The organism is Saccharopolyspora phatthalungensis (genome assembly GCF_014203395.1).
GTDB classification, from domain to species: Bacteria; Actinomycetota; Actinomycetes; order Mycobacteriales; family Pseudonocardiaceae; genus Saccharopolyspora; species Saccharopolyspora phatthalungensis.
Genome location: NZ_JACHIW010000001.1, coordinates 2,206,285 through 2,225,841 on the forward strand (window position 1 = coordinate 2,206,285; position 19,557 = coordinate 2,225,841).

Below are 19,557 nucleotides of genomic sequence, written 5' to 3' on the forward strand. Positions count from 1 at the left end.
GGAAGCGTGGCGTACCTGCTGCTGGCGGTGGCGATCCTGAGCGAAGTGCTCGGCACGATCTCGCTCAAGCTCTCCGATGGCTTCAGCAAGACCGGCCCATCGATCCTGGTCGCGGTCGGCTACGTCGTGGCCTTCACCGCGCTCAGCGTCGTGCTCAAGCTCGGCCTGCCAGTTGGCGTCGTCTACGCGATCTGGGCCGGTGCCGGGGTGGCGCTGGTGGCGATCATCGGAGTGGTATTTCTCGGTGAGACGATCACCGCGGTCCAGGTCGGCGGGGTCGCGCTCATCATCGGCGGTGTCATCGCACTGGAACTGGGAGGCACGCATTGATCGCTGCGCACCACAGATTCGATGACGCGGAGACCGACGGCCGCCGGGCCAAGGGCGAACGCCGCCGCCGCGCGATCATCGACGCGACGCTGCGGGTCGTGGCCCGCGACGGCGTGGGTGCGGTCAGCCACCGCAACATCGCCCGCGAGGCCGAGGTGCCGCCGGCGTCGATCGCCTACTACTTCGCGGGCATCGACGACCTGCTGGTGGCCACGCTGCTGGAGAGCTGCGAGACGCTGATCTCCGAGATGAACCGGTTGCGCGAGCGGGTCCAGGAGAAACGCGAATGGCCCCGGGCCGTCGCCGAGCTGCTGGCCGGAATGGTGCGCGAACACCGCGAACGCACCATCGGCGAGTACGAGCTGTACCTGCTGGCGTCCCGGCGCCCCGCGCTGCGGTCGGCCGCCCGCCGCTGGATCGAGGTCGCCGCCAGCTACATCACCGATGGCCAGGGCGGCGACCAGCCGGTGACTCGCGCGCTGTTCGCGGCGATCGACGGGCTGCTCATCCAGGCCCTCATCGCCGACGAGCCGCCCACCGCCGACGACTTCGAACCGACATTGCGCTTCCTCATGCAGCCGGTGGAGTACCTGCGGGGCAGCGGCGCTGTCGACTGATCGAGGGCTATCGGTCCGTCAAGGTGTACCCAGACCGGTATCCAGGCGTAGCTTCGGCCGCGATCAGGTTCTGGGGGTGACGATGGCTCGAACGATACTCATCGCGGCCGTGCTGCTACTGATCAGTGGCGCGGCGCTGCGCTGCGAGTCAGGTGGGTCGAAGGGCGGCGGTTCCGGAGACGGGACGGGCGGCGGCGAACAGCGCACGAGCCAGGTTGCCGGGATCGCCAACATCAGGCTGCTTCCCGGCAGCGGCGGTGTGACGGTCCGCCACGCGCCGGGCGGTGGCGGCCAGGTGGAGCAGCGCGTGCAGCGCTGGGACGGGGCGCCGCCGCCGCCCGGCGACCAGCTGTACCACCGGGTTGAGGGCAAAACCCTCGTGCTGGACACCGATTGCGGCCAGAACTGCAGCGTCGACTTCGACGTCACGCTGCCGGATCAGGTCGCGATCACCGGTGAGCTCGGGGCCGGCTCCCTCGACGTGACCGGCATGGCGTCGGTCCGGGCGGAGGTTGGATCCGGCTCGGTTGACGTGCGTCAGATTGACGGGCCGCTCGACGTGCGCACCGGCTCCGGAGGCGTGCGGCTCGACGACCTCGGCGGCACGGTGGCCGTCGAAACCAGCAGCGGCGGCATCGAGGGGCGCAACCTCCGCGGCGGTGAAGTCACAGCGAAGACCGGCTCCGGGCAAATCGAGCTGGGTTTGCTCGCTCCCGGATCGGTCCAGGCGGACTCCGGCAGCGGCGGCATCGAGCTAGTGGTCCCGCAGAACACCTATCGGGTCGAAGTCGAGACCGGCGTCGGCGAGTCGCGAATCGACGTGCCGCAGGACCCGAGCTCGCCGCGCCGACTCAGGCTTTCCACTGGCGTCGGGAGCATCGAGGTCCGCGCGGGCTGAGGCCCTCTTGTCCTACGCAGCGGTCCGGGGAGACGGAACCCCAGACGCCTACTTGACGCGTGCGCATCCGGGGCACAACAAGCGGGGTTCGCGGCGTGGGGGCACACTCCCCGCATGCGGGTCGTGCTGATCCAGGGCGACATCACCGAGCAGGATGTCGACGCCGTCGTGAACGCGGCGAACTCCTCGCTGCTGGGTGGAGGCGGCGTCGACGGCGCGATCCATCGGCGCGGCGGACCGGCGATCCTCCAGGAATGCCGGCTGATCCGGGCCGGCGCGTACCCCGACGGGCTGCCGACCGGGCAGGCGGTGGCGACCACCGCCGGTAAACTCCCGGCCCGCTGGGTGATCCACACCGTCGGGCCCACCTACGCCGCCGCCGAGGACCGGTCCGCGCTGCTGGCGTCCTGCTTCCGGGAATCCCTGTGGATCGCCGACGAACTCGGCGCGAAGGTGGTCGCTTTCCCCGCGATCTCTACCGGCATCTACCGGTACCCGCTCGACGAGGCGGCGCGGATCGCCATGCGCACCGTGCGCGAAACCCCGACCGATGTCGACGAGGTGCGTTTCGTGCTCTTCGACGCGAAGTCCCTCGCCGCCTTCGAAGCCGCCTACGACGACGTCTTCGGATAGCACAATGATCCAAAGTGGACAGACGGCGAGGCGGGCACGCAGGCCCGAGTCGCCCGAGAGTTCTCCAACGTGTTCGCCGCACCCGATGGCAAGCCGGCCGAACGCGCGGTTGATCCGGCTCACCAAGCGGGTCGTGTCGCCGGATGGGGGAAAGTCGAAGGTCGCTAACGCCCCGGGGAAGATTCCGGGGTGTTTCGGGGGTGTCCCTGAGGTCCGGCCCAGGCGCGGTGCGTAATTTCGTTCGCGCGAACAGTCGGAAACAGGGGGATCACGCGATGGTTCGGGTGGGACTCGCGGTGGGCGGGGCGGCGCTGGTGCTGATCGGGGGAGCGGCACTGACCTGGGGGCCGCTGGGATCGGCCGAAGAACGCACCACCGCGTTGGACGGGATCGACCGCATCGAACTCGCCAGCGGCTCCGGCGACGTCGAAGTGAGCTACGCGCCCGGCGCCCGTGGCGAGATCGTGCAACGGGTGCACCGCTGGGCAGGCGCGTTCTGGGGCGCCGACAAGGTCGAGCACCGGGTCGAGGGCGGCGCGCTCGTGCTGGCCACCGACTGCGGCTGGAACTGCAGCGTCGACTACCGGATCACGCTGCCGGCCCCGGTGCCGATCCGCGGCAATCTCGACTCCGGTTCGCTGCACGTGGTCGGGATGCGGTCGGTGCAGGCCGAGGTCGGCTCCGGCTCGGTCGACGTGAGTGAGATCGGTGGCGCGGTCGACGTGCGCACCGGTTCCGGCTCGGTGTCGGTGCGCCGGGTCGACGGTCAGGTCGACGCCCACACCGGCTCCGGGGAGATCACCCTGGCCGATATCGGCGGCAAGGTCGGGGCTGAGACCGGTAGCGGCGACATCGAAGGGCGTGGGCTGCGCGGGGCGGACATCGTCGCGAAGACCAATTCCGGCAGCGCCCGGTTGGGACTCGCCGGGCCGCAGTCCGCTGACGTGTCCACCGACAGCGGCCAGATCGAGCTGACCGTGCCCAACGACCGCTACCGCGTCGACACCGACACCGGCAGCGGCGACATCGACATCGAGGTGGCGCAGGACCCGAGCGCGCCGAAGCGGCTGATGTTGTCCAGCGGCAGCGGCGACATCGTCGTCCGGCAGTCCTGAACGTCCGGGTCGGCATGTCGACAAGGCGATGTGCCGACCCGCAGCCGAAGGCGCGGTCGCGCCGATGCCGACCGAAGCCGCTGAATCAGCCTCGCCGGTGTCGGCCATGCTGAGATCGGCAATGTCGGCCACATCACTTCATGTCCGGCCGGGGAACTCCCGCCCCTGGTCAGCCGTTGAGTCGGCAGAAAGATTGAGCGGGTCGCGCTCAACCCCGTTTGACGTTGGTGTCGCGCGGTGGGTAAAACTTGAGTGAGCAAGGCTCAAGGGCTCGGGATGGCGCTTGGGCGGACAGGTAATCAAGTCGGGAGGAATCCAGCATGGCGAGAGCGGTCGGCATCGACCTGGGGACGACCAACTCCGTCGTTTCCGTCCTGGAGGGCGGTGAACCGACGGTGATCGCCAACTCCGAGGGCTCGCGGACCACGCCGTCCATCGTGGCCTTCGCGAAGAATGGCGAGATCCTCACCGGTCAGCCCGCGAAGAACCAGGCGGTCACCAACGTGGACCGCACCATCCGGTCGGTCAAGCGGCACATGGGCACCGACTGGAAGGTCCAGATCGACGACAAGTCCTACACCCCGCAGGAGATCAGCGCCCGCGTGCTGATGAAGCTCAAGCGGGACGCCGAGGCCTACCTGGGCGAGGACGTCACCGACGCGGTGATCACCGTTCCGGCCTACTTCGAGGACGCCCAGCGGCAGGCCACCAAGGAAGCCGGCCAGATCGCCGGCCTCAACGTGCTGCGCATCGTCAACGAGCCGACCGCCGCCGCGCTGGCCTACGGGCTGGACAAGGGCGAGAAGGAACAGACCATCCTGGTCTTCGACCTCGGTGGCGGCACCTTCGACGTCTCGCTGCTGGAAATCGGCGAAGGCGTCGTCGAGGTGCGAGCCACCAGCGGTGACAACCACCTCGGTGGTGACGACTGGGACGAGCGCATCGTCGAGTGGCTGGTCGACAAGTTCAAGTCCTCGTCGGGCATCGACCTGACCAAGGACCGGATGGCCATGCAGCGGATCAAGGAAGCCGCCGAGAAGGCCAAGATCGAGCTCTCCAGCTCTTCCACCGCGAACATCAACCTGCCCTACATCACCGTCGACGCGGACAAGAACCCGCTGTTCCTGGACGAGACGCTGTCCCGCGCCGAGTTCCAGCGGATCACCTCGGACCTGCTGGAGCGCTGCCGCAAGCCGTTCGAGGCGGTCATCCGCGACGCCAGCATCAACCTGGATGACATCGACCACGTGGTGCTGGTCGGCGGTTCCACCCGGATGCCCGCGGTCAGCGACCTGGTCAAGGACCTGACCAACGGGCGGGAGCCGAACAAGGGCGTCAACCCGGACGAGGTCGTCGCCGTCGGCGCCGCCCTGCAGGCCGGTGTGCTGCGTGGTGAGGTCAAGGACGTCCTGCTGCTGGACGTCACCCCGTTGTCCCTGGGCATCGAGACCAAGGGCGGCATCATGACCAAGCTCATCGAGCGCAACACCACGATCCCCACCAAGCGCTCGGAGACCTTCACCACCGCCGACGACAACCAGCCGTCGGTGCAGATTCAGGTCTTCCAGGGCGAGCGTGAGATCGCCGCGCACAACAAGAAGCTCGGCATGTTCGAGCTGACCGGCCTGCCGCCGGCGCCGCGGGGTATGCCGCAGATCGAGGTCACCTTCGACATCGACGCCAACGGCATCGTGCACGTGTCCGCCAAGGACCTGGGCACCGGCAAGGAGCAGTCGATGACCATCACCGGTGGCTCGGCGCTGCCGAAGGACGACATCGACCGGATGGTCAAGGACGCCGAGGCCCACGCCGACGAGGACAAGAAGCGCCGCGAGGAAGCCGAGGCCCGCAACCAGGCCGAGACGCTGGTCTACCAGACCGAGAAGGTTCTCAAGGAGAACGACGAGAAGCTGCCCGCCGACGTCAAGGACAAGGTCCAGGCCGCGGTCGGCGAGGTCAACGAGGCGCTCAAGGGCGACGACGTGGCCGCGATCTCCGCGTCGGTGGAGAAGCTCGCCACCGAGTCGCAGGCCCTCGGCCAGGCGCTGTACGCCGACGCCGGGGCCAATGCCACGGCCGGTGCCGGGGCCGGCGAGGCAACCGCCGGGGCCGCCGGGACTGCCGGGGCGAGTTCGTCGAAGGACGACGACGTGGTGGATGCCGAGATCGTCGACGACGAGGACGAGAAGAAGAAGTGACCGCGGACAGGCCGGAAATGTCGCGCAACGAAGGCGAGCAGGAACCCGTGGTGGTCCGGGATCGGCGGCGCATCGACCCCGTGACCGGCCAGCGCCGGGTGCCTGCTTCGAACGGAGAAGGGGCGCAGGTGGCCGAAAGCATGTCCGGCACCCTTGACGAGGAGATCGTCAAGGCCGCCGAGCAGGAGACCGCGCAGCAGGCGTCCGGGCAACCCGGAGCCGAGGAGGCGGCGGGCGAATCGACCGGGCTGCAACAGCAGGTCGACGAGCTCACCGCCGACCTCAAGCGGGTCACCGCGGAGTACGCGAACTACCGCAAGCGGGTGGAACGCGACCGCGAAGCCGTGATCGCCGGCGCGAAGGCGTCGGTGGCCGGTGACCTGCTGACGGTGCTCGACGATCTTGAGCGCGCCGAGGCCCACGGCGACCTCAACGGCGCGTTCAAGGCCGTGGCCGACAAGCTGGTCGCGACGCTGAACTCCGCGGGGCTGGAGTCGTTCGGCCGGGAAGGCGACGAGTTCGACCCGTCGGTGCACGAGGCGGTGCAGCACAGCACCTCCCCGGACGTGAGCGGTCCGACCGTGACGACCGTGCTGCGCCGCGGCTACCGGTTCGCCGACCGGGTGCTGCGACCGGCGATGGTGGCGGTGACCGATCACGAGCCGGCCGCCGAGCCTGTCGCTGGGCAGCAAGCCAAAGCGGCCGACGAGAATCAAGCCGAGCAGGGTTGATCAGGAACGGAGGGAGGGGCGTCCGGTGAGCGCCAGGGAATGGCTTGACAAGGATTTCTACGCCGAGCTGGGCGTCTCCTCCACGGCCTCGGCCGACGAGATCAAGAAGGCGTACCGGAAGCTGGCCCGGGAGAACCACCCGGACGCCAACCCCGGCAACGCCCGGGCCGAAGCGAAGTTCAAGGCCGTCTCCGAGGCCTACGGAGTGCTCTCCGATTCGGACAAGCGCAAGCAATACGACGAGGCCCGGAAGCTGTTCGGCTCCGGCGGTTTCGGCGGTGGTCAGGGCGGCTTCGGGGGTTTCGGCGGCCCCGGCGGCGGCTTCGACCTCGGCGACCTCTTCGGCGGAGCGCAGGGCGGCAGCGGCGGGCTCGGCGACCTCTTCGGCGGGCTCTTCGGCAACCGCCGACCCGGTCCGACCACGGCGAATCGGCCGCGGCGCGGCGCCGACGTGGAGACCGAGGTGCGCATCGACTTCGCCGAGGCGGTGCGCGGGGCAACGGTGCCGCTGCGGCTGTCCAGCCCGGTGAGCTGTCCGACCTGCCACGGTTCGGGTGCCAAACCGGGTACCCGGCCCCGCGCGTGCGCCACCTGCTCCGGTTCCGGGCTGGTGACCCGCAACCAGGGCGCGTTCGCGTTCAGTGAGCCGTGCCCGGACTGCCGGGGCCGCGGCCAGCTCATCGACGACCCGTGCCCGGACTGCCGCGGCGAAGGGGTCAGCACCCGCAGCCGCACGCTGACGGTGCGGATCCCGGCCGGGGTGTCCGACGGGCAGCGGATCAGGTTGGCGGGCCAGGGCGAACCGGGTCGGCAGGGTGCCACCGCCGGCGACCTGTACGTGGTGGTGCACGTCAGTTCGCACCGGGTGTTCGGACGTTCCGGCGATGACCTGACGATCACCGTGCCGGTCACCTTCCCCGAACTCGCGCTGGGCACTACGTTGACCGTGCCGACCCTGGACGGGAAGGTTTCGCTGAAGGTCCCGGCCGGGACCGGCAGCGGCCGCACCTTCCGGGTGCGCGGCAAGGGCGTGGGCAAGAAGGACGGCAGCAGTGGTGATCTCCTGGTCACGCTCCAGGTCGCGGTTCCGTCCAAGTTGGACGAAAAAGCGGCCGAGGCGCTGGCGGACTACGCGAAGGCGACCGCCGACCACGATCCGCGTCGCGACCTGAACGAGTTGCTCGGGAGGTAGTCATGGCCGGTCGCCCCAATCCGGGCTTCGGGTTCCCGCCGGGGGCCAACGAGGACACGCCGATGTTCGTGATCTCGGTGGCCGCGCAGCTGTCCGGGCTGCACGCGCAGACCCTGCGCAGCTACGACCGGTTGGGCCTGGTCTCGCCCGGACGCACCCCTGCGGGTGGCCGCCGCTACTCCCTGCGCGATATCGCCCTGCTGCGCGAGGTGCAGCGCCTTTCCCAGGAGGAGGGCGTCAACCTGGCGGGCATCAAGCGGATCATCGACCTGGAGAACGAGGTCGACGTCCTGCGCGCCCAGGTCCAGGAACTGGCCGAGGAGGTGGCGGCCGCCCACGCCGCTGCTGAGCAGGCGGCGGCCCAGGTGCACGCCTCCTACCGCCGTGATCTGGTCCCGATTCGGCAGGAAACGGCCCTGGTCGTCTGGAAACCAGACCGCAAACGCCGCTAGTGCCGCCGGGAGCGCTGGTTTCGTCGGCGCCCCGATCATCCGGGACCGCTACGGACGACGCCGATGGCCGAGGGTTCCGCTTGGCGCAACAAGTTTGGGAACCCTCAGTCCAAAGTCCAATCAGTCCAAGGTGAATGGGTCATAGCGGATGTGGTCGAGGGCCGTGCCCGCGACCAGCATCCGGGAGACCGTGGCGCGGATCATCGACGGCGAACCGCTGACCAGGACGTCCCAGTCCTTCCATGCGCCATAACGGGTCACGACCTCGGCAAGGGTGCCGTGCTCGGCGCCCGAAACGCCCGGATCGTTCTCCAGCACGGGCGTGATCGTCAGCCACGGGTTGTGCATCGCGATCCGCTGCAGGTTCTCCAGGTCGTAGAGGTCCTCGCGGGTCCGGCCGCCGTAGAACAGCTGCACGCGCGGATTTTCGCCGTATTGCGCGAGATCGTCGATGATCGCGCGCATCGGGGTCAGGCCCGTGCCACCGGCGATCATCAGGACGTCCGGGGAGTTCTCCCGGTCCACGGTCAGCCGACCCATCGGCGAGCCGATCCGCCACTGGTCGCCGGGGCGGGCGTGTCCGACCAGCGCTCGGCTGACCCAGCCGCCCTCCACGGACCGGATGTGAAACTCCATGATCCCGTCGTCGCTCGGGGCGTTGGCCGGGGTCAGGTACCGCCACAGCCGGGGCCGCTGCGGCACCTCGACGCTCACGTACTGCCCGGGCTGGTACGGCACGGGATGATCGGGCTGGATGCGGATCACCGCAAGATCCCAGCTGAGCCGCTCGTGGTGCACGATTTGGCCGCTGTACCAGGCGGGACCGTCGTCGGCGGCGGCCGCTTCGGTCATCGCGGAGGCCATCACGGTGTATGCCTCGGCCCAGGCTCGCTCCACACTGTCGGTCCAGGCGTCGCCGGCGTACCTCTTGATCGCGGCGAGCAGAGCGGTGCCCACCGCCTCGTAGTGTGCGGTGACCACGCCGAACTTGCGGTGGTCGCGGCCCAGCTGGTGCAGGAACGGCAGCAGTTCGTCGGGTTTGTCGACCATCTGGATCACGTGCACGAGCGCCCGAAGCAGGCGGCTGCGTTGCACCTCCATGTTCACCGCGAAAAGTTCGCGGGTGGCCGGCGAGAGGCTGAAAAGCATGCCGTAGAAGAACCTCGCCACGTCGTCGGTGTGCGGCTCCACCACTGCGAAGCTCTCGCGGATCAGGCGAACCATCTTGCTCACGCCGGAGTTCGACGGCTCGCGGTTTGGGGGTCCGGGGCTCAGTACGGCGTTCGCTGTCATGGTTCGGGGCAGTCTTCTCCACGTTGGCGGTCGTACCCAGCAGGCACCCCGCTACTTGCAAGCGTCCCCCGACACAGGGGGGACCATAACTCTTGCCTCGCCACGCGTCTGCATTGATGCCACTTTTGAGTGCTTCCTAACTACCAGTCGTAGATGATGCATGCAGCGGTCGGGGGAAACCAAGTACCCATGCCTGTTGGCGCAGCGGCGGACGTGACACGGTGATCGGTGTGACTCCCGATCACCTACCCCCGACCGGAACGGCCGAAGCGGCCCTGCTGGACCTGGAACTGTCCGACCTGCCCACCCCGAACGGTGGCTGGCAGGTCCCCGCCGCGCTCCAGCAACACGGTGCCGTTCCCGACGCCCCACCGCTGTTCGTCGAACACCGGTCGACCCCGCTGCCGGGCTCGGCGGGCGAGCATCTGCTGCAGCGGGCCTACGGCACCGAGAAGCGCGCCCGGCGGTTCTATGACGATCAGGTGCTGGACCATCTGAACTCGCAGATGAAGGAGTTCATCGGGCGGATGGAGATGGTCTTCGTGGCCACCGCCGACGCCCGCGGCGACTGCGATTCGAGCCTGCGCGCCGGGCCGCGCGGCTTCATCGAGGTCCTCGACGACCGCCACCTGTGTTACCCGGAGTACCGGGGCAACGGCGTGCTGGCCAGCCTGGGCAACATCAGCGAGAACCCGCACATCGGGATGCTGCTGGTGGACTTCGTCAATGACCTGATCGGCCTGCACGTCAACGGCAAGGCCCGCATCGTCGAAGACGCCGACCTGCGGGCCATCTACCCGGCGCTGCCCGCCGAGTTCGACCGCCCCCGCACGCCCGAGCGCTGGGTGGTGGTGCAGGTCGAGGAGGCATATATCCACTGCCGCAAGCACATTCCGCGGATGGTGCCGGTGCTGCGCAATCGCAACTGGGGCACCGACGACGCCAAGCGCAAGGGCGGCGACTACTTCGAGGCCAAGGGCATGCCGCGACCGTGGCACCGGACCGAACCGGTGGGCGGCTCCGACCACTGATCGGCTCCGAGCCCTGGTCGTGGGTGCGAGCGCCGGCGTTCGCCCGTCCGCCGTCCGCCACCAGCACCGCCGCGCGGAGGGGCCAACGCGTCTTCTTAGAGTGGGGCGAAACGGACTAACGTTGGCTGCGCGAGGCGCGTAGCGCAACGGGGTGGTGTCGCCGCGATCGGCGGCGCGGGTGGGAGAGCTGTGATCGAGGACGAGGCGCGAAGTTCGACCGGCGGGGTGCGCGAGGAAGGCACCGACCGGCGGGCTGCGGCGGAAACCGTCGAGCGCGAGTTGGTGATGATGTTCCGCCGCGCCCGCAACCTGTCGACGACGGTGGCCGCGCACGTGCACCCGGACCTGGACCCGGCCTCCTACAGCCTGTTGCTGATGGTCGACGACGCGGGGCCGCTGCGCGGCATGGATGTCGCGGACCGCACCGGGCTGGACAAGTCCACGGTGAGCAGGCAGATCGCGACCCTGGTCGATTTGAACCTGCTGGAGCGCGCGCCGGACCCCGACGACGGCCGGGCTCGCCGCATCCAGCTCTCCGACCTGGGCCGGGAGCGGTTGGCCGAGGTGCGCGCCGAGCGGCGCAAGCACCTGCACGGTCAGTTCGCCAGCTGGTCCACACAGGACCTGAAGGACCTCGCCCGTCTTCTGGGCAAGCTCAACACCATGATGTGACCTGGTTTCACCAGCTTCGGGGCGCCCTCGACCGCTCGGTCGGGGGCGGCCCGCGCTATCGCCCGATCTAACGGTTGCCCTGTTTTCGGTTGCCCCGTTTCCGATGCGTTTGTCACAACGCCTACAAGTTGTGTCATGCAACTAACTTGGTTTATAGTTGCGTGCAGCAACTAAAGGAATGGGCTCATGGGACCGAAACTCGAAACCTGCACCGAACTGCTCCGGCCACTCCGGGCCATGCTCGGCCTCAAGCAGTTCGCCATGCAGCGGGGACAGTTCACCGCCGATCACGTGCCCTACGCCGCCGCCGGGTTGCTCACCGAACTCGTCTTGCGCGGCGAATGCCGGGCCTCCGACCTCGCGCACCACCGCATCGTCGACGCGTCCGTGGTGAGCCGCCAAGTCGGGCAGCTGGAACAGGCCGGCCTGATCACGCGCCGACACGACCCCGCGGACCGGCGAGTGGTGCTGCTGCGCGCGACCCCCGACGGCGAGCGCGCGGTGGCCGAACTGGAACGCAGGAAAGCGGAATGGATCCGCGACGCGCTGGCGCACTGGGACGACGCCAAGGTGCGCGAACTCGCCGGACTGCTTGGGGAGGCGATGGACGACATCCGCCGCTACACGATCAAAGACGGGGGCTGCGTCGCAGGGCCCGTGACCAAGGAAGGAACTCGATGACCACCTCGACGGCGACGGCGCCGGCCGCGACAGCGCCGGCCCGCCGGGACGGGAGTGCCGAGCCCGCCGCGGAATCGTCGATGACGCATCGGCAGATCCTGGAGGCGATGTCGGGCCTGATGTTGGCGCTGTTGGTCGCCATCCTCAGCTCGACGATCGTGTCGAACGCGCTGCCCCGGATCATCGCCGACCTCAATGGCACCCAGGGCCAGTACACCTGGGTGGTCACGGCGATGCTGCTCACCTCGACCGCGTCCACCCCGATCTGGGGCAAGCTCGCCGACCTGTTCAGCAAGAAGTTGCTCTACCAGTTGGCCATCACGATCTTCACGGCCGGCTCGGTGCTCGGCGGGTTCGCGCAGTCGATGGAGACGCTCATCGGTTTCCGTGCCCTGCAGGGCATCGGCATGGGCGGCCTGCAGGCGCTGATCCAGGTCGTGATCGCCGCGATGGTCGCCCCGCGCGACCGCGGGCGCTACAGCGGCTACATCGGCGCCACCTTCGCGGTCGCCACGGTCAGCGGTCCGCTCGTCGGCGGGCTCATCGTGGACACCCCCTGGCTGGGGTGGCGCTGGTGCTTCTGGGTGACGGTGCCGATCGCCGTGATCGCCTTCATCGTGCTCGGCAAGACGCTGAAACTGCCGGTCATCAAGCGGCCGGTCAAGATCGACTGGTTCGGTGCGTTGTTCCTGGTCGGCGGCGTGAGCCTGCTGCTGGTGTGGGTCTCGCTGGCCGGCAAGCAGTTCGACTGGTGGTCGGTGGAGACCGCGTCCTACGTCGGTGGCGGCCTGCTCGCCCTGCTCATCGCGGTGGTGATCGAGACCAAGGTCAGCGAGCCGATCGTGCCGCTGCGGATGTTCCGCAATTCGACTGTCACGCTGGCCACCATCGGCACCGTCGCGGTCGGCACCGCGATGTTCGGCGGCGCGGTGTTTCTGGGGCAGTATTTCCAGATCGCGCGCAGCTTCACCCCGACCATCGCGGGGCTGATGACGCTGCCGATGGTCGGCGGGCTGTTCATCTCCTCGACCGTGTCCGGCCAGATCATCTCCAGGGTCACCGGCAAGATCAAGCCGTTCCTGGTGATCGGCTCGATCGTGATGGTCGCCGCGATGGGACTGCTGAGCACCATCGATCACGAGACGAACCTGGTGCTGGTCGGGGTCTACCTGTTCCTGATGGGCACCGGGGTCGGCATGTTGATGCAGAACCTGGTGCTGGCGGTGCAGAACTCCACCAGCGGCAAGGACATGGGGTCGGTGACCTCGGTCGTGACGTTCTTCCGGACCCTCGGCGGTTCGGCGGGTGTCTCGGTGCTGGGCGCCGTACTGGCCACCCGGGTGTCGGACTACATCATGCAGGGGCTGGCGAAGATCCCCGGTGCCGCGCGGGCGGCCGGATCGGGCGGCGGCTCGCTGGACGTCAACCACCTGCCGGAGCCGGTGCAGACCATCGTGCGAGCGTCCTACGGCGATGCGATCGGCGACATCTTCTTTGTCGCCGCGTGCGTCTCGGTGGTCACCTTCCTCGCGGTGATCTTCCTCCGGGAGGTTCCGCTGCGCACTACGGTCGACAGTCATGGGGGAAAGGAGCCGGTTGCGATGACCGCGCACGACGCTGTGGACAACTTGACTCAGCCTGTGGACAACTCGGCCGCGACGCGTCTCGTGCCGAACGGCTCTGCCCAGCTCGGGGGTGTCGGCCCACGGCCCGGGCGACCGACCGCCGAGCCTGTGGACAACTCTGTGGATGACGACTTGGATGCCTGGTCAGAGCCGGTCGGGCCGCGTCGCTACGCGGTCAACGGCAAGCACTTGGCGGGCAACCTGGCGACCCCGGTCGACGGGGGTGGGCTGTTCGTGCACGGCACCGTCCATGACTCCATCGGCACCCCGGTCCCCGGCGTGGTGCTCACCCTGACCGACGCCAACGGGCGGCAGGTGGAGCGCGCCCGCGCCGACCAGGACGGGCAGTTCCGGCTCGCGGTCGGCCACGGCGGCACCTACGTGCTGATCGCCTCCGGCGGCAGCTACCAACCGACCGCCTCGATGGTCGTGGTCGCCGACCGCCCGGTGCGCCACGACGTGCAGCTGCTCGGCGCCGGGCGGCTTACCGGCCTGGTGCACGTCGGCGGCCAGGGCGTCGCCGGGGCGATGGTGGTGCTTACCGACGTCCGCGGCGAGGTGGTCTCCGCCGTCGGGACCGGATCGGATGGGCACTACCTCTTCGCCGACCTGGTCGGCGGGGCCTACGCGCTGACCGTCACCGCGCCCGGCTACCGGCCGGTGGCGAACTCGGTCACCGTGACCGACGGCGAGCAAGCCACCATGGACGTCGCGCTGCAGGCGGGCACGCAGCTAAGCGGCGTGGTCCGGTCGGCCAACCTCAGGGTCGCGGTGCCCGATGCGCGGGTGACGCTGCTGGACTCCGGTGGGGCCGTCGTCGGCGCGGCCACCACCGACATCGACGGCAATTACACCTTCACCGACCTGCCGGACGGCGAGTACACGGTGATCGCGACGGGTTACCCGCCGATCGCAACGCCCTTGCGGCTCTCGGGCGAGCAGAGCACGCACGACGTCGAGCTCGGCTACCCGCAGGCCGACTGAAAAGTCGTCGTGAGCGGTGGCCCCGGTGCGAACCGGAAACGACCGCTCACGACCGAGATTGCCCACGGAGGGATGTTCGAAATGGATCTCGGCCAACGACAGGCCGCGCCACGCGGGACCGCGCCCGCCGGAGCGGGAGCGGTCACCGCGACGGTGCGCGGCGGCGACGGCTGGCCGGTGCCCGAAGCGGTGCTGACCGTCATCGACGGCACCGGCAACCAGGTCGCCCGGGTGCAGGGCGACGCGCAGGGCTCGGTGGTCGCCTCCGGTCTGCGGGGCGGTGCCTACACGGCGATCGTCACGGCGGTCGGGTTCGAGCCGGTCGCCCGGACCACGCTGGTGCACGACGGGACGGCCGCCACTCTCGGCGAAGTCGAACTGCGCCGGGTCGGCGGGGCCGACCTGCCCGCGCCCGGCTTGTGGCGGATCGACCCGGTGCACTCGTCGATCCAGGTCACCGCCAAGCACCTGGGGATCAGCAGCATCCACGGCCGTTTCAACGAGTTCGCCGGCGAGGTGCACATCGGCAACCCGGTCGAATCGTCGACGGTCGAGGTCCAGATCGTCGCGGCCAGCATCGACACGGCCAACCGGATGCGCGACGACCACCTGCGCAACCCGGACTTCCTGGACGTCGAGCGGTACCCGGAGATCACCTTCCGGTCCACCGGCCTGCGCCCGCGCGGCGGCGACCGCTGGGACCTCGACGGTGAGCTGACGCTGTGCGGGGTGACCCGGCCGGTGCGGCTGGACACCCGGTTCGCCGGGGTCGGCCCGGACCCGTGGGGCGGCACCCGCGCGTCGGCGACGGCGACCACGCAGCTGCGCCGCGAGGACTTCGCGATGACGTTCAACCAGGCGTTGCAGAGCGGAATCGCCGCGATCGGCACCACGCTGAAGGTGGAGATCGACATCCAGGCGGTTCGCGAGGGTTGACCCTTGGGGCGACGGGTGGCCGCGGGTTCGGGGCCCGCGGCCACCGGCGTTTCACGGTCCGTCACGGCGGGTTTCTGATTGTGCTCGGAAACTCAAACCCGCTTGGGATTTGAATCCGCATCGCGGAAGTTTTCCCCGCGTGTGCGCGAGATCGCATCGCGGAAAGCTACTTGAGTGGAACTCGCTCAACTTTCCTATCGTTGTCGATGTGGTAGACGATGGTGCGAGGGATGAGGTGCTCGCACGAGGCGCCCGGCAACGAGGTGAGGAATGGACGCGTTCAACCCGACGACCAAGACCCAACAGGCGATCTCCTCCGCAGTGCAGGCCGCCACGGTGGCCGGCAACCCGGACGTCGATCCCGCGCACCTGCTCGGCGCGCTGCTCGCCGAGGGCGACGGGCTGACCGCGCCGCTGCTGACGGCGGTCGGTGCCGACCCGACGGAGGTGCGCCGGGAGCTGGAGCAGCTCATCAACAAGCTGCCCACGGCCAGCGGCAGCACGGTGTCCGCGCCGCAGCTCTCCCGCGACGCGGTGCGGGCGCTGACCCACAGTCAGCGGCTGGCCACCGAGATGGGCGACGAATACGTCTCCACCGAGCACCTGCTGGTCGGGCTCGCCGCCGAAGGCGGCCGGGTCGCCGACCTGCTGCGCAAGCACGGCGCGACGCCGGAGGCGCTGACCGATGCCTTCGGCAAGGTGCGCGGCTCGGCGCGGGTGACCAGCCCGGACCCCGAGGGCACCTACAAGGCGCTGGAGAAGTACGGCCAGGACCTCACCGACCGCGCCCGCAAGGGCGACCTCGACCCGGTGATCGGCCGGGACGCCGAGATCCGGCGCGTCGTGCAGGTACTGTCCCGCCGCACCAAGAACAACCCGGTGCTCATCGGTGAGCCCGGCGTCGGCAAGACCGCCATCGTGGAGGGCTTGGCCCAGCGCATCGTCGCCGGAGACGTGCCGGAATCGTTGCGCGGCAAGCGGGTCGTGGCGCTGGACCTCGGCTCGATGGTGGCCGGTGCGAAGTACCGCGGCGAGTTCGAGGAACGGCTCAAGGCGGTGCTCAAGGAGATCACCGACTCGGCGGGGCAGGTCATCACCTTCATCGACGAACTGCACACCATCGTCGGCGCCGGCGCTTCCGGCGAGGGCGCGATGGACGCCGGCAACATGATCAAGCCAATGCTGGCGCGCGGCGAGCTGCGCATGGTCGGCGCGACCACGCTCGACGAGTACCGCGAGCACATCGAGACCGACGCCGCGCTGGAGCGCAGGTTCCAGCAGGTGCTGGTCGGCGAGCCCAGCCCGGAGGACACCGTCGCGATCCTGCGCGGTCTCAAGGAGCGCTACGAAGTGCACCACGGCGTGCGGATCACCGATGGTGCGCTGGTCGCGGCGGCCACCCTGTCCGACCGCTACATCACCGCCCGGTTCCTGCCGGACAAGGCGATCGACCTGGTCGACGAGGCGGCGTCCCGGCTGCGCATGGAGATCGACTCCCGGCCGGTGGAAATCGACGAGGTCGAGCGCGCCGTGCGGCGGCTGGAGATCGAGGAGATGGCGCTGTCCAAAGAGGACGATCCGGCCTCGCTGGAACGGCTGGCCGCGTTGCGTGCCGAACTCGCCGACCGCCGCGAGAAGCTATCCGAGCTGACCGCGCGGTGGCAGCAGGAGAAGGAGTCCATCGACAAGGTCCGCGACCTGAAGACGCAGCTGGAGCAGCTGCGCGGCGAATCCGAGCGCGCCGAGCGTGACGGCGACCTGGGCAAGGCCGCCGAGTTGCGCTACGGCCGGATCCCGAAGCTGGAGAAGGAACTCGAAGCGGCCACCCACGCGCAGACCGAGCGCAAGGCAATGCTGCAGGAGGAGGTCACCGCCGACGATGTCGCGGACGTGGTCAGCTCGTGGACCGGCATCCCGGCCGGGCGACTGATGGAAGGCGAGACCGCCAAGCTGCTGCGCATGGAGGACGCGCTGGAAGCGCGCGTCGTCGGGCAGGCCGAGGCGGTGCGCGCGGTGTCCGACGCGGTGCGCCGGACGCGCGCCGGAGTCGCCGACCCGGACCGGCCGACCGGCTCGTTCCTGTTCCTCGGCCCGACCGGCGTCGGCAAGACCGAGCTGGCCAAGGCGCTGGCCGGGTTCCTGTTCGACGACGAGCGGGCGATGATCCGCATCGACATGAGCGAGTACGCCGAGAAGCACTCGGTCGCCCGGCTGGTCGGCGCCCCGCCCGGGTACGTCGGCTACGACCAGGGCGGGCAGCTGACCGAGTCGGTGCGGCGGCGCCCGTACTCGGTGGTGCTGTTCGACGAGGTGGAGAAGGCGCATTCGGACGTCTTCGACGTGCTGCTGCAGGTGCTCGACGACGGGCGGCTCACCGATGGCCAGGGCCGCACGGTCGACTTCCGCAACACCATCCTGGTGCTGACCTCGAACCTCGGTTCGCAGGCGATCGCCGACCCGAACCTGACCGAGCAGGAGCGCGACGACGCGGTGCTCTCGGTGGTGCGCAGGCATTTCAAGCCGGAGTTCCTGAACCGGCTGGACGATGTGGTGGTGTTCCACTCGCTGTCCACCGACGAGCTGACGTCCATCGTGGACATCCAGGTGGATCGCCTCGCGCAACGGTTGGCCCAGCGGCGGCTGACGCTCGACGTGCAACCGGCGGCGCGGGATTGGTTGGCCCTCAACGGCTTCGACCCGGTGTATGGCGCCCGCCCGTTGCGCCGCCTGGTCCAGTCGGCGATCGGCGACCAGCTCGCGCGCAAGCTGCTGGCGGGGGACATCCGCGAGGGCGACAAGATCCGCGTCGACACCACCGACGACAACGAGTCCCTCACCGTCGACCCGGCCTGAGGACCGATGGCGATTTCAATGGAAACCGGCGCACCGGTTTCCATTGAAATCGCCCTGAAATCGCCGATGGGGCGATGCGCTCTCAGCGGCGCACAAGGGTGGACAGGCCCGCGATGGTGGCGAAGCAGGCGGCCGTCGCGGCGAAGGCCACCGTCGCCGCGGTGAGGCCGAAGGTCGTGCTGAGGAAACCGAGGGCGACGCTGGGAACCCCGGCCGAAAGGTACGCGACGACGTAGATCAGCGACGAAGTGCCGGCCCGGTGCTCCGGCGACGCCAAACCGGTCAGCATCCGGAAGCCACCCATGAACATCAGGCCCCAGCCGATGCCCAGCACCGCCGAGCCGATGAAGAACGCCGCCGCGCTGTGCCCGAGCGTGGACACGGCCACCCCGGTGAGCCCGACGATCATCAGCGGCGCACCGATCCGCACCGCCCGCCGAGCCGTCCACCCGGACAGCGCCAGTTGGGTCAACCCGCCGAAACCGGCCAGCACCGCGACCGTCAAACCGCCTACCAGGTAGGGGTTTCCGCTGACGAGCCCCTTGGCCACCGACGGCCCGAGCGACATGAACATCCCGCCGACGATCCACGAAGCAAGCAGGGTCGTCGCCATCAGCGCGAATGTCCCGGCCTTGCCCGCCGGAACGGTCGGCCGCTGCGGGCGCAGCACCCCCGCAGCGCACCGCGCCGCGCGACCGGCTCGGCCATCGCCAGCACCCCGGGGATCGCGAGCACGAAAGCGAGGATGAGCAGCAGGTAGCTGGTCAGCGTCGGCCCGGGCACGAACTGCACCAGGGCACCCGCCAGTAGTGATCCCAGCGCCATGCCAAAGCCCGCGGCGACCCCGTTGACCAGCGATCCGTGGTTCGAGCCCGGCCGCTGAAAGTCCAGCAGGGCGCCGCTGATCGCACTGGTCGCCACCCCGGTGGCCAGGCCCTGCAACGCCCGGCCGGCGTAGAGCCAACCGACGCCCGGCGCGGCCGCGAGCACCAGCATCGCGGTGATCTCCACCGCGAGCGCGGCCAGCAGTACCGGCTTTCGGCCGACGTGGTCGGACAGTGAGCCGAACAGCACCAGCGCGAGCAGGATCGCCACCGCGTAGGCGGCGAAGACCTCGGTGAGCACCGTGGTGGTGAAGTGCCAACGCTGCTGGTAGATCGAGTACATGGGGGACGGCGCGGTGGATGCCATCAGGAACAGCGCGTACAGCGCGCCGATGAACCAGAACGAGGTGGGCCGGGATAGAGCGCCGCTGCCGAAGAACGCTCGGGCACCGCTGCGGGGCTCAACGAGGTCCGTGGTGGTCATGCCTTTCC

General features: G+C 69.3%; 18 protein-coding genes. 15 read left to right on the forward strand and 3 right to left on the reverse strand.

Going from position 1 to position 19,557, the window contains the following annotated elements; genetic code table 11:
- Positions 1 to 6: 6 nt before the first annotated feature.
- The 9 genes from BJ970_RS09825 to BJ970_RS09865 all read left to right on the forward strand — a co-directional run bounded on the left by BJ970_RS09825 (position 7) and on the right by BJ970_RS09865 (position 8,166).
- Complete coding sequence (locus tag BJ970_RS09825) at positions 7 to 330, forward strand: DMT family transporter (protein ID WP_184725976.1); 324 nt, start codon at positions 7 to 9, stop codon at positions 328 to 330.
- Positions 327 to 947, forward strand: coding sequence for a TetR/AcrR family transcriptional regulator (locus BJ970_RS09830; RefSeq protein ID WP_221467098.1), 621 nt, complete (start codon positions 327 to 329; stop codon positions 945 to 947). Before BJ970_RS09825 ends, BJ970_RS09830 begins: the two co-directional genes overlap by 4 nt.
- 82 nt (positions 948 to 1,029) lie before the next feature.
- Positions 1,030 to 1,845: a DUF4097 family beta strand repeat-containing protein gene (locus tag BJ970_RS09835; protein WP_184725977.1), complete on the forward strand. Its 816-nt coding sequence runs from the start codon at positions 1,030 to 1,032 to the stop codon at positions 1,843 to 1,845.
- A gap of 114 nt (positions 1,846 to 1,959) precedes the next feature.
- Complete coding sequence (locus BJ970_RS09840) at positions 1,960 to 2,478, forward strand: O-acetyl-ADP-ribose deacetylase (RefSeq protein ID WP_184725978.1); 519 nt, start codon at positions 1,960 to 1,962, stop codon at positions 2,476 to 2,478.
- 275 nt (positions 2,479 to 2,753) lie between these two features.
- The gene (locus BJ970_RS09845; RefSeq protein ID WP_184725979.1) at positions 2,754 to 3,593 is read left to right on the forward strand and encodes a DUF4097 family beta strand repeat-containing protein; all 840 of its coding nucleotides are present in this window, start codon (positions 2,754 to 2,756) and stop codon (positions 3,591 to 3,593) included.
- A gap of 320 nt (positions 3,594 to 3,913) precedes the next feature.
- Positions 3,914 to 5,791: a molecular chaperone DnaK gene (gene dnaK / locus BJ970_RS09850; protein WP_184725980.1), complete on the forward strand. Its 1,878-nt coding sequence runs from the start codon at positions 3,914 to 3,916 to the stop codon at positions 5,789 to 5,791.
- Between the two features lie 17 nt (positions 5,792 to 5,808).
- Positions 5,809 to 6,522, forward strand: a complete 714-nt coding sequence (grpE, locus tag BJ970_RS09855) for a nucleotide exchange factor GrpE (RefSeq protein ID WP_184729000.1) — start codon at positions 5,809 to 5,811, stop codon at positions 6,520 to 6,522.
- A gap of 25 nt (positions 6,523 to 6,547) precedes the next feature.
- Positions 6,548 to 7,714 carry a molecular chaperone DnaJ gene (gene dnaJ, locus BJ970_RS09860; protein ID WP_184725981.1) on the forward strand — a complete coding sequence of 389 codons (1,167 nt, stop codon included), beginning with the start codon at positions 6,548 to 6,550 and terminating at the stop codon, positions 7,712 to 7,714.
- 2 nt (positions 7,715 to 7,716) lie between these two features.
- On the forward strand, positions 7,717 to 8,166 hold the full coding sequence (locus BJ970_RS09865; RefSeq protein WP_281399432.1) for a heat shock protein transcriptional repressor HspR: 450 nt from the start codon (positions 7,717 to 7,719) through the stop codon (positions 8,164 to 8,166).
- 120 nt (positions 8,167 to 8,286) lie between these two features.
- Here BJ970_RS09865 and BJ970_RS09870 read toward each other — a convergent pair whose 3' ends face one another.
- Positions 8,287 to 9,390, reverse strand: a complete 1,104-nt coding sequence (locus tag BJ970_RS09870) for an FAD-binding oxidoreductase (protein ID WP_184729002.1) — start codon at positions 9,388 to 9,390, stop codon at positions 8,287 to 8,289.
- A 293-nt stretch (positions 9,391 to 9,683) separates the two neighbouring features.
- Between BJ970_RS09870 and BJ970_RS09875 the strand changes: the two genes are divergently transcribed.
- From BJ970_RS09875 to clpB, 6 genes are all read left to right on the forward strand, one after another.
- Positions 9,684 to 10,490: a pyridoxamine 5'-phosphate oxidase family protein gene (locus BJ970_RS09875; protein ID WP_312864444.1), complete on the forward strand. Its 807-nt coding sequence runs from the start codon at positions 9,684 to 9,686 to the stop codon at positions 10,488 to 10,490.
- A gap of 189 nt (positions 10,491 to 10,679) precedes the next feature.
- Positions 10,680 to 11,162, forward strand: coding sequence for a MarR family winged helix-turn-helix transcriptional regulator (locus BJ970_RS09880; protein WP_184725982.1), 483 nt, complete (start codon positions 10,680 to 10,682; stop codon positions 11,160 to 11,162).
- Positions 11,163 to 11,348: 186 nt separating this feature from the next.
- Positions 11,349 to 11,843, forward strand: coding sequence for a MarR family winged helix-turn-helix transcriptional regulator (locus BJ970_RS09885; RefSeq protein WP_184725983.1), 495 nt, complete (start codon positions 11,349 to 11,351; stop codon positions 11,841 to 11,843).
- Between the two features lie 80 nt (positions 11,844 to 11,923).
- Positions 11,924 to 14,452, forward strand: coding sequence for an MFS transporter (locus tag BJ970_RS09890; protein ID WP_512700295.1), 2,529 nt, complete (start codon positions 11,924 to 11,926; stop codon positions 14,450 to 14,452).
- 81 nt (positions 14,453 to 14,533) lie between these two features.
- Positions 14,534 to 15,388: a YceI family protein gene (locus tag BJ970_RS09895; protein ID WP_184729004.1), complete on the forward strand. Its 855-nt coding sequence runs from the start codon at positions 14,534 to 14,536 to the stop codon at positions 15,386 to 15,388.
- Between the two features lie 270 nt (positions 15,389 to 15,658).
- Positions 15,659 to 18,241 (forward strand): ATP-dependent chaperone ClpB, encoded by a 2,583-nt coding sequence (gene clpB, locus BJ970_RS09900; RefSeq protein ID WP_184725985.1) that lies wholly within the window; start codon positions 15,659 to 15,661, stop codon positions 18,239 to 18,241.
- Between the two features lie 82 nt (positions 18,242 to 18,323).
- On the opposite strand, the gene BJ970_RS37710 is transcribed toward clpB, so the two are convergent.
- Together BJ970_RS37710 and BJ970_RS37715 are read right to left on the reverse strand one after the other, a co-directional pair.
- A complete protein-coding gene (locus BJ970_RS37710; RefSeq protein ID WP_246470809.1) occupies positions 18,324 to 18,854 on the reverse strand; it encodes a hypothetical protein in 531 nt (176 codons plus the stop codon).
- On the reverse strand, positions 18,854 to 19,549 hold the full coding sequence (locus tag BJ970_RS37715; RefSeq protein WP_246470811.1) for an MFS transporter: 696 nt from the start codon (positions 19,547 to 19,549) through the stop codon (positions 18,854 to 18,856). The genes BJ970_RS37710 and BJ970_RS37715 overlap by 1 nt, the downstream gene beginning before the upstream one ends.
- Positions 19,550 to 19,557 lie beyond the last annotated feature (8 nt).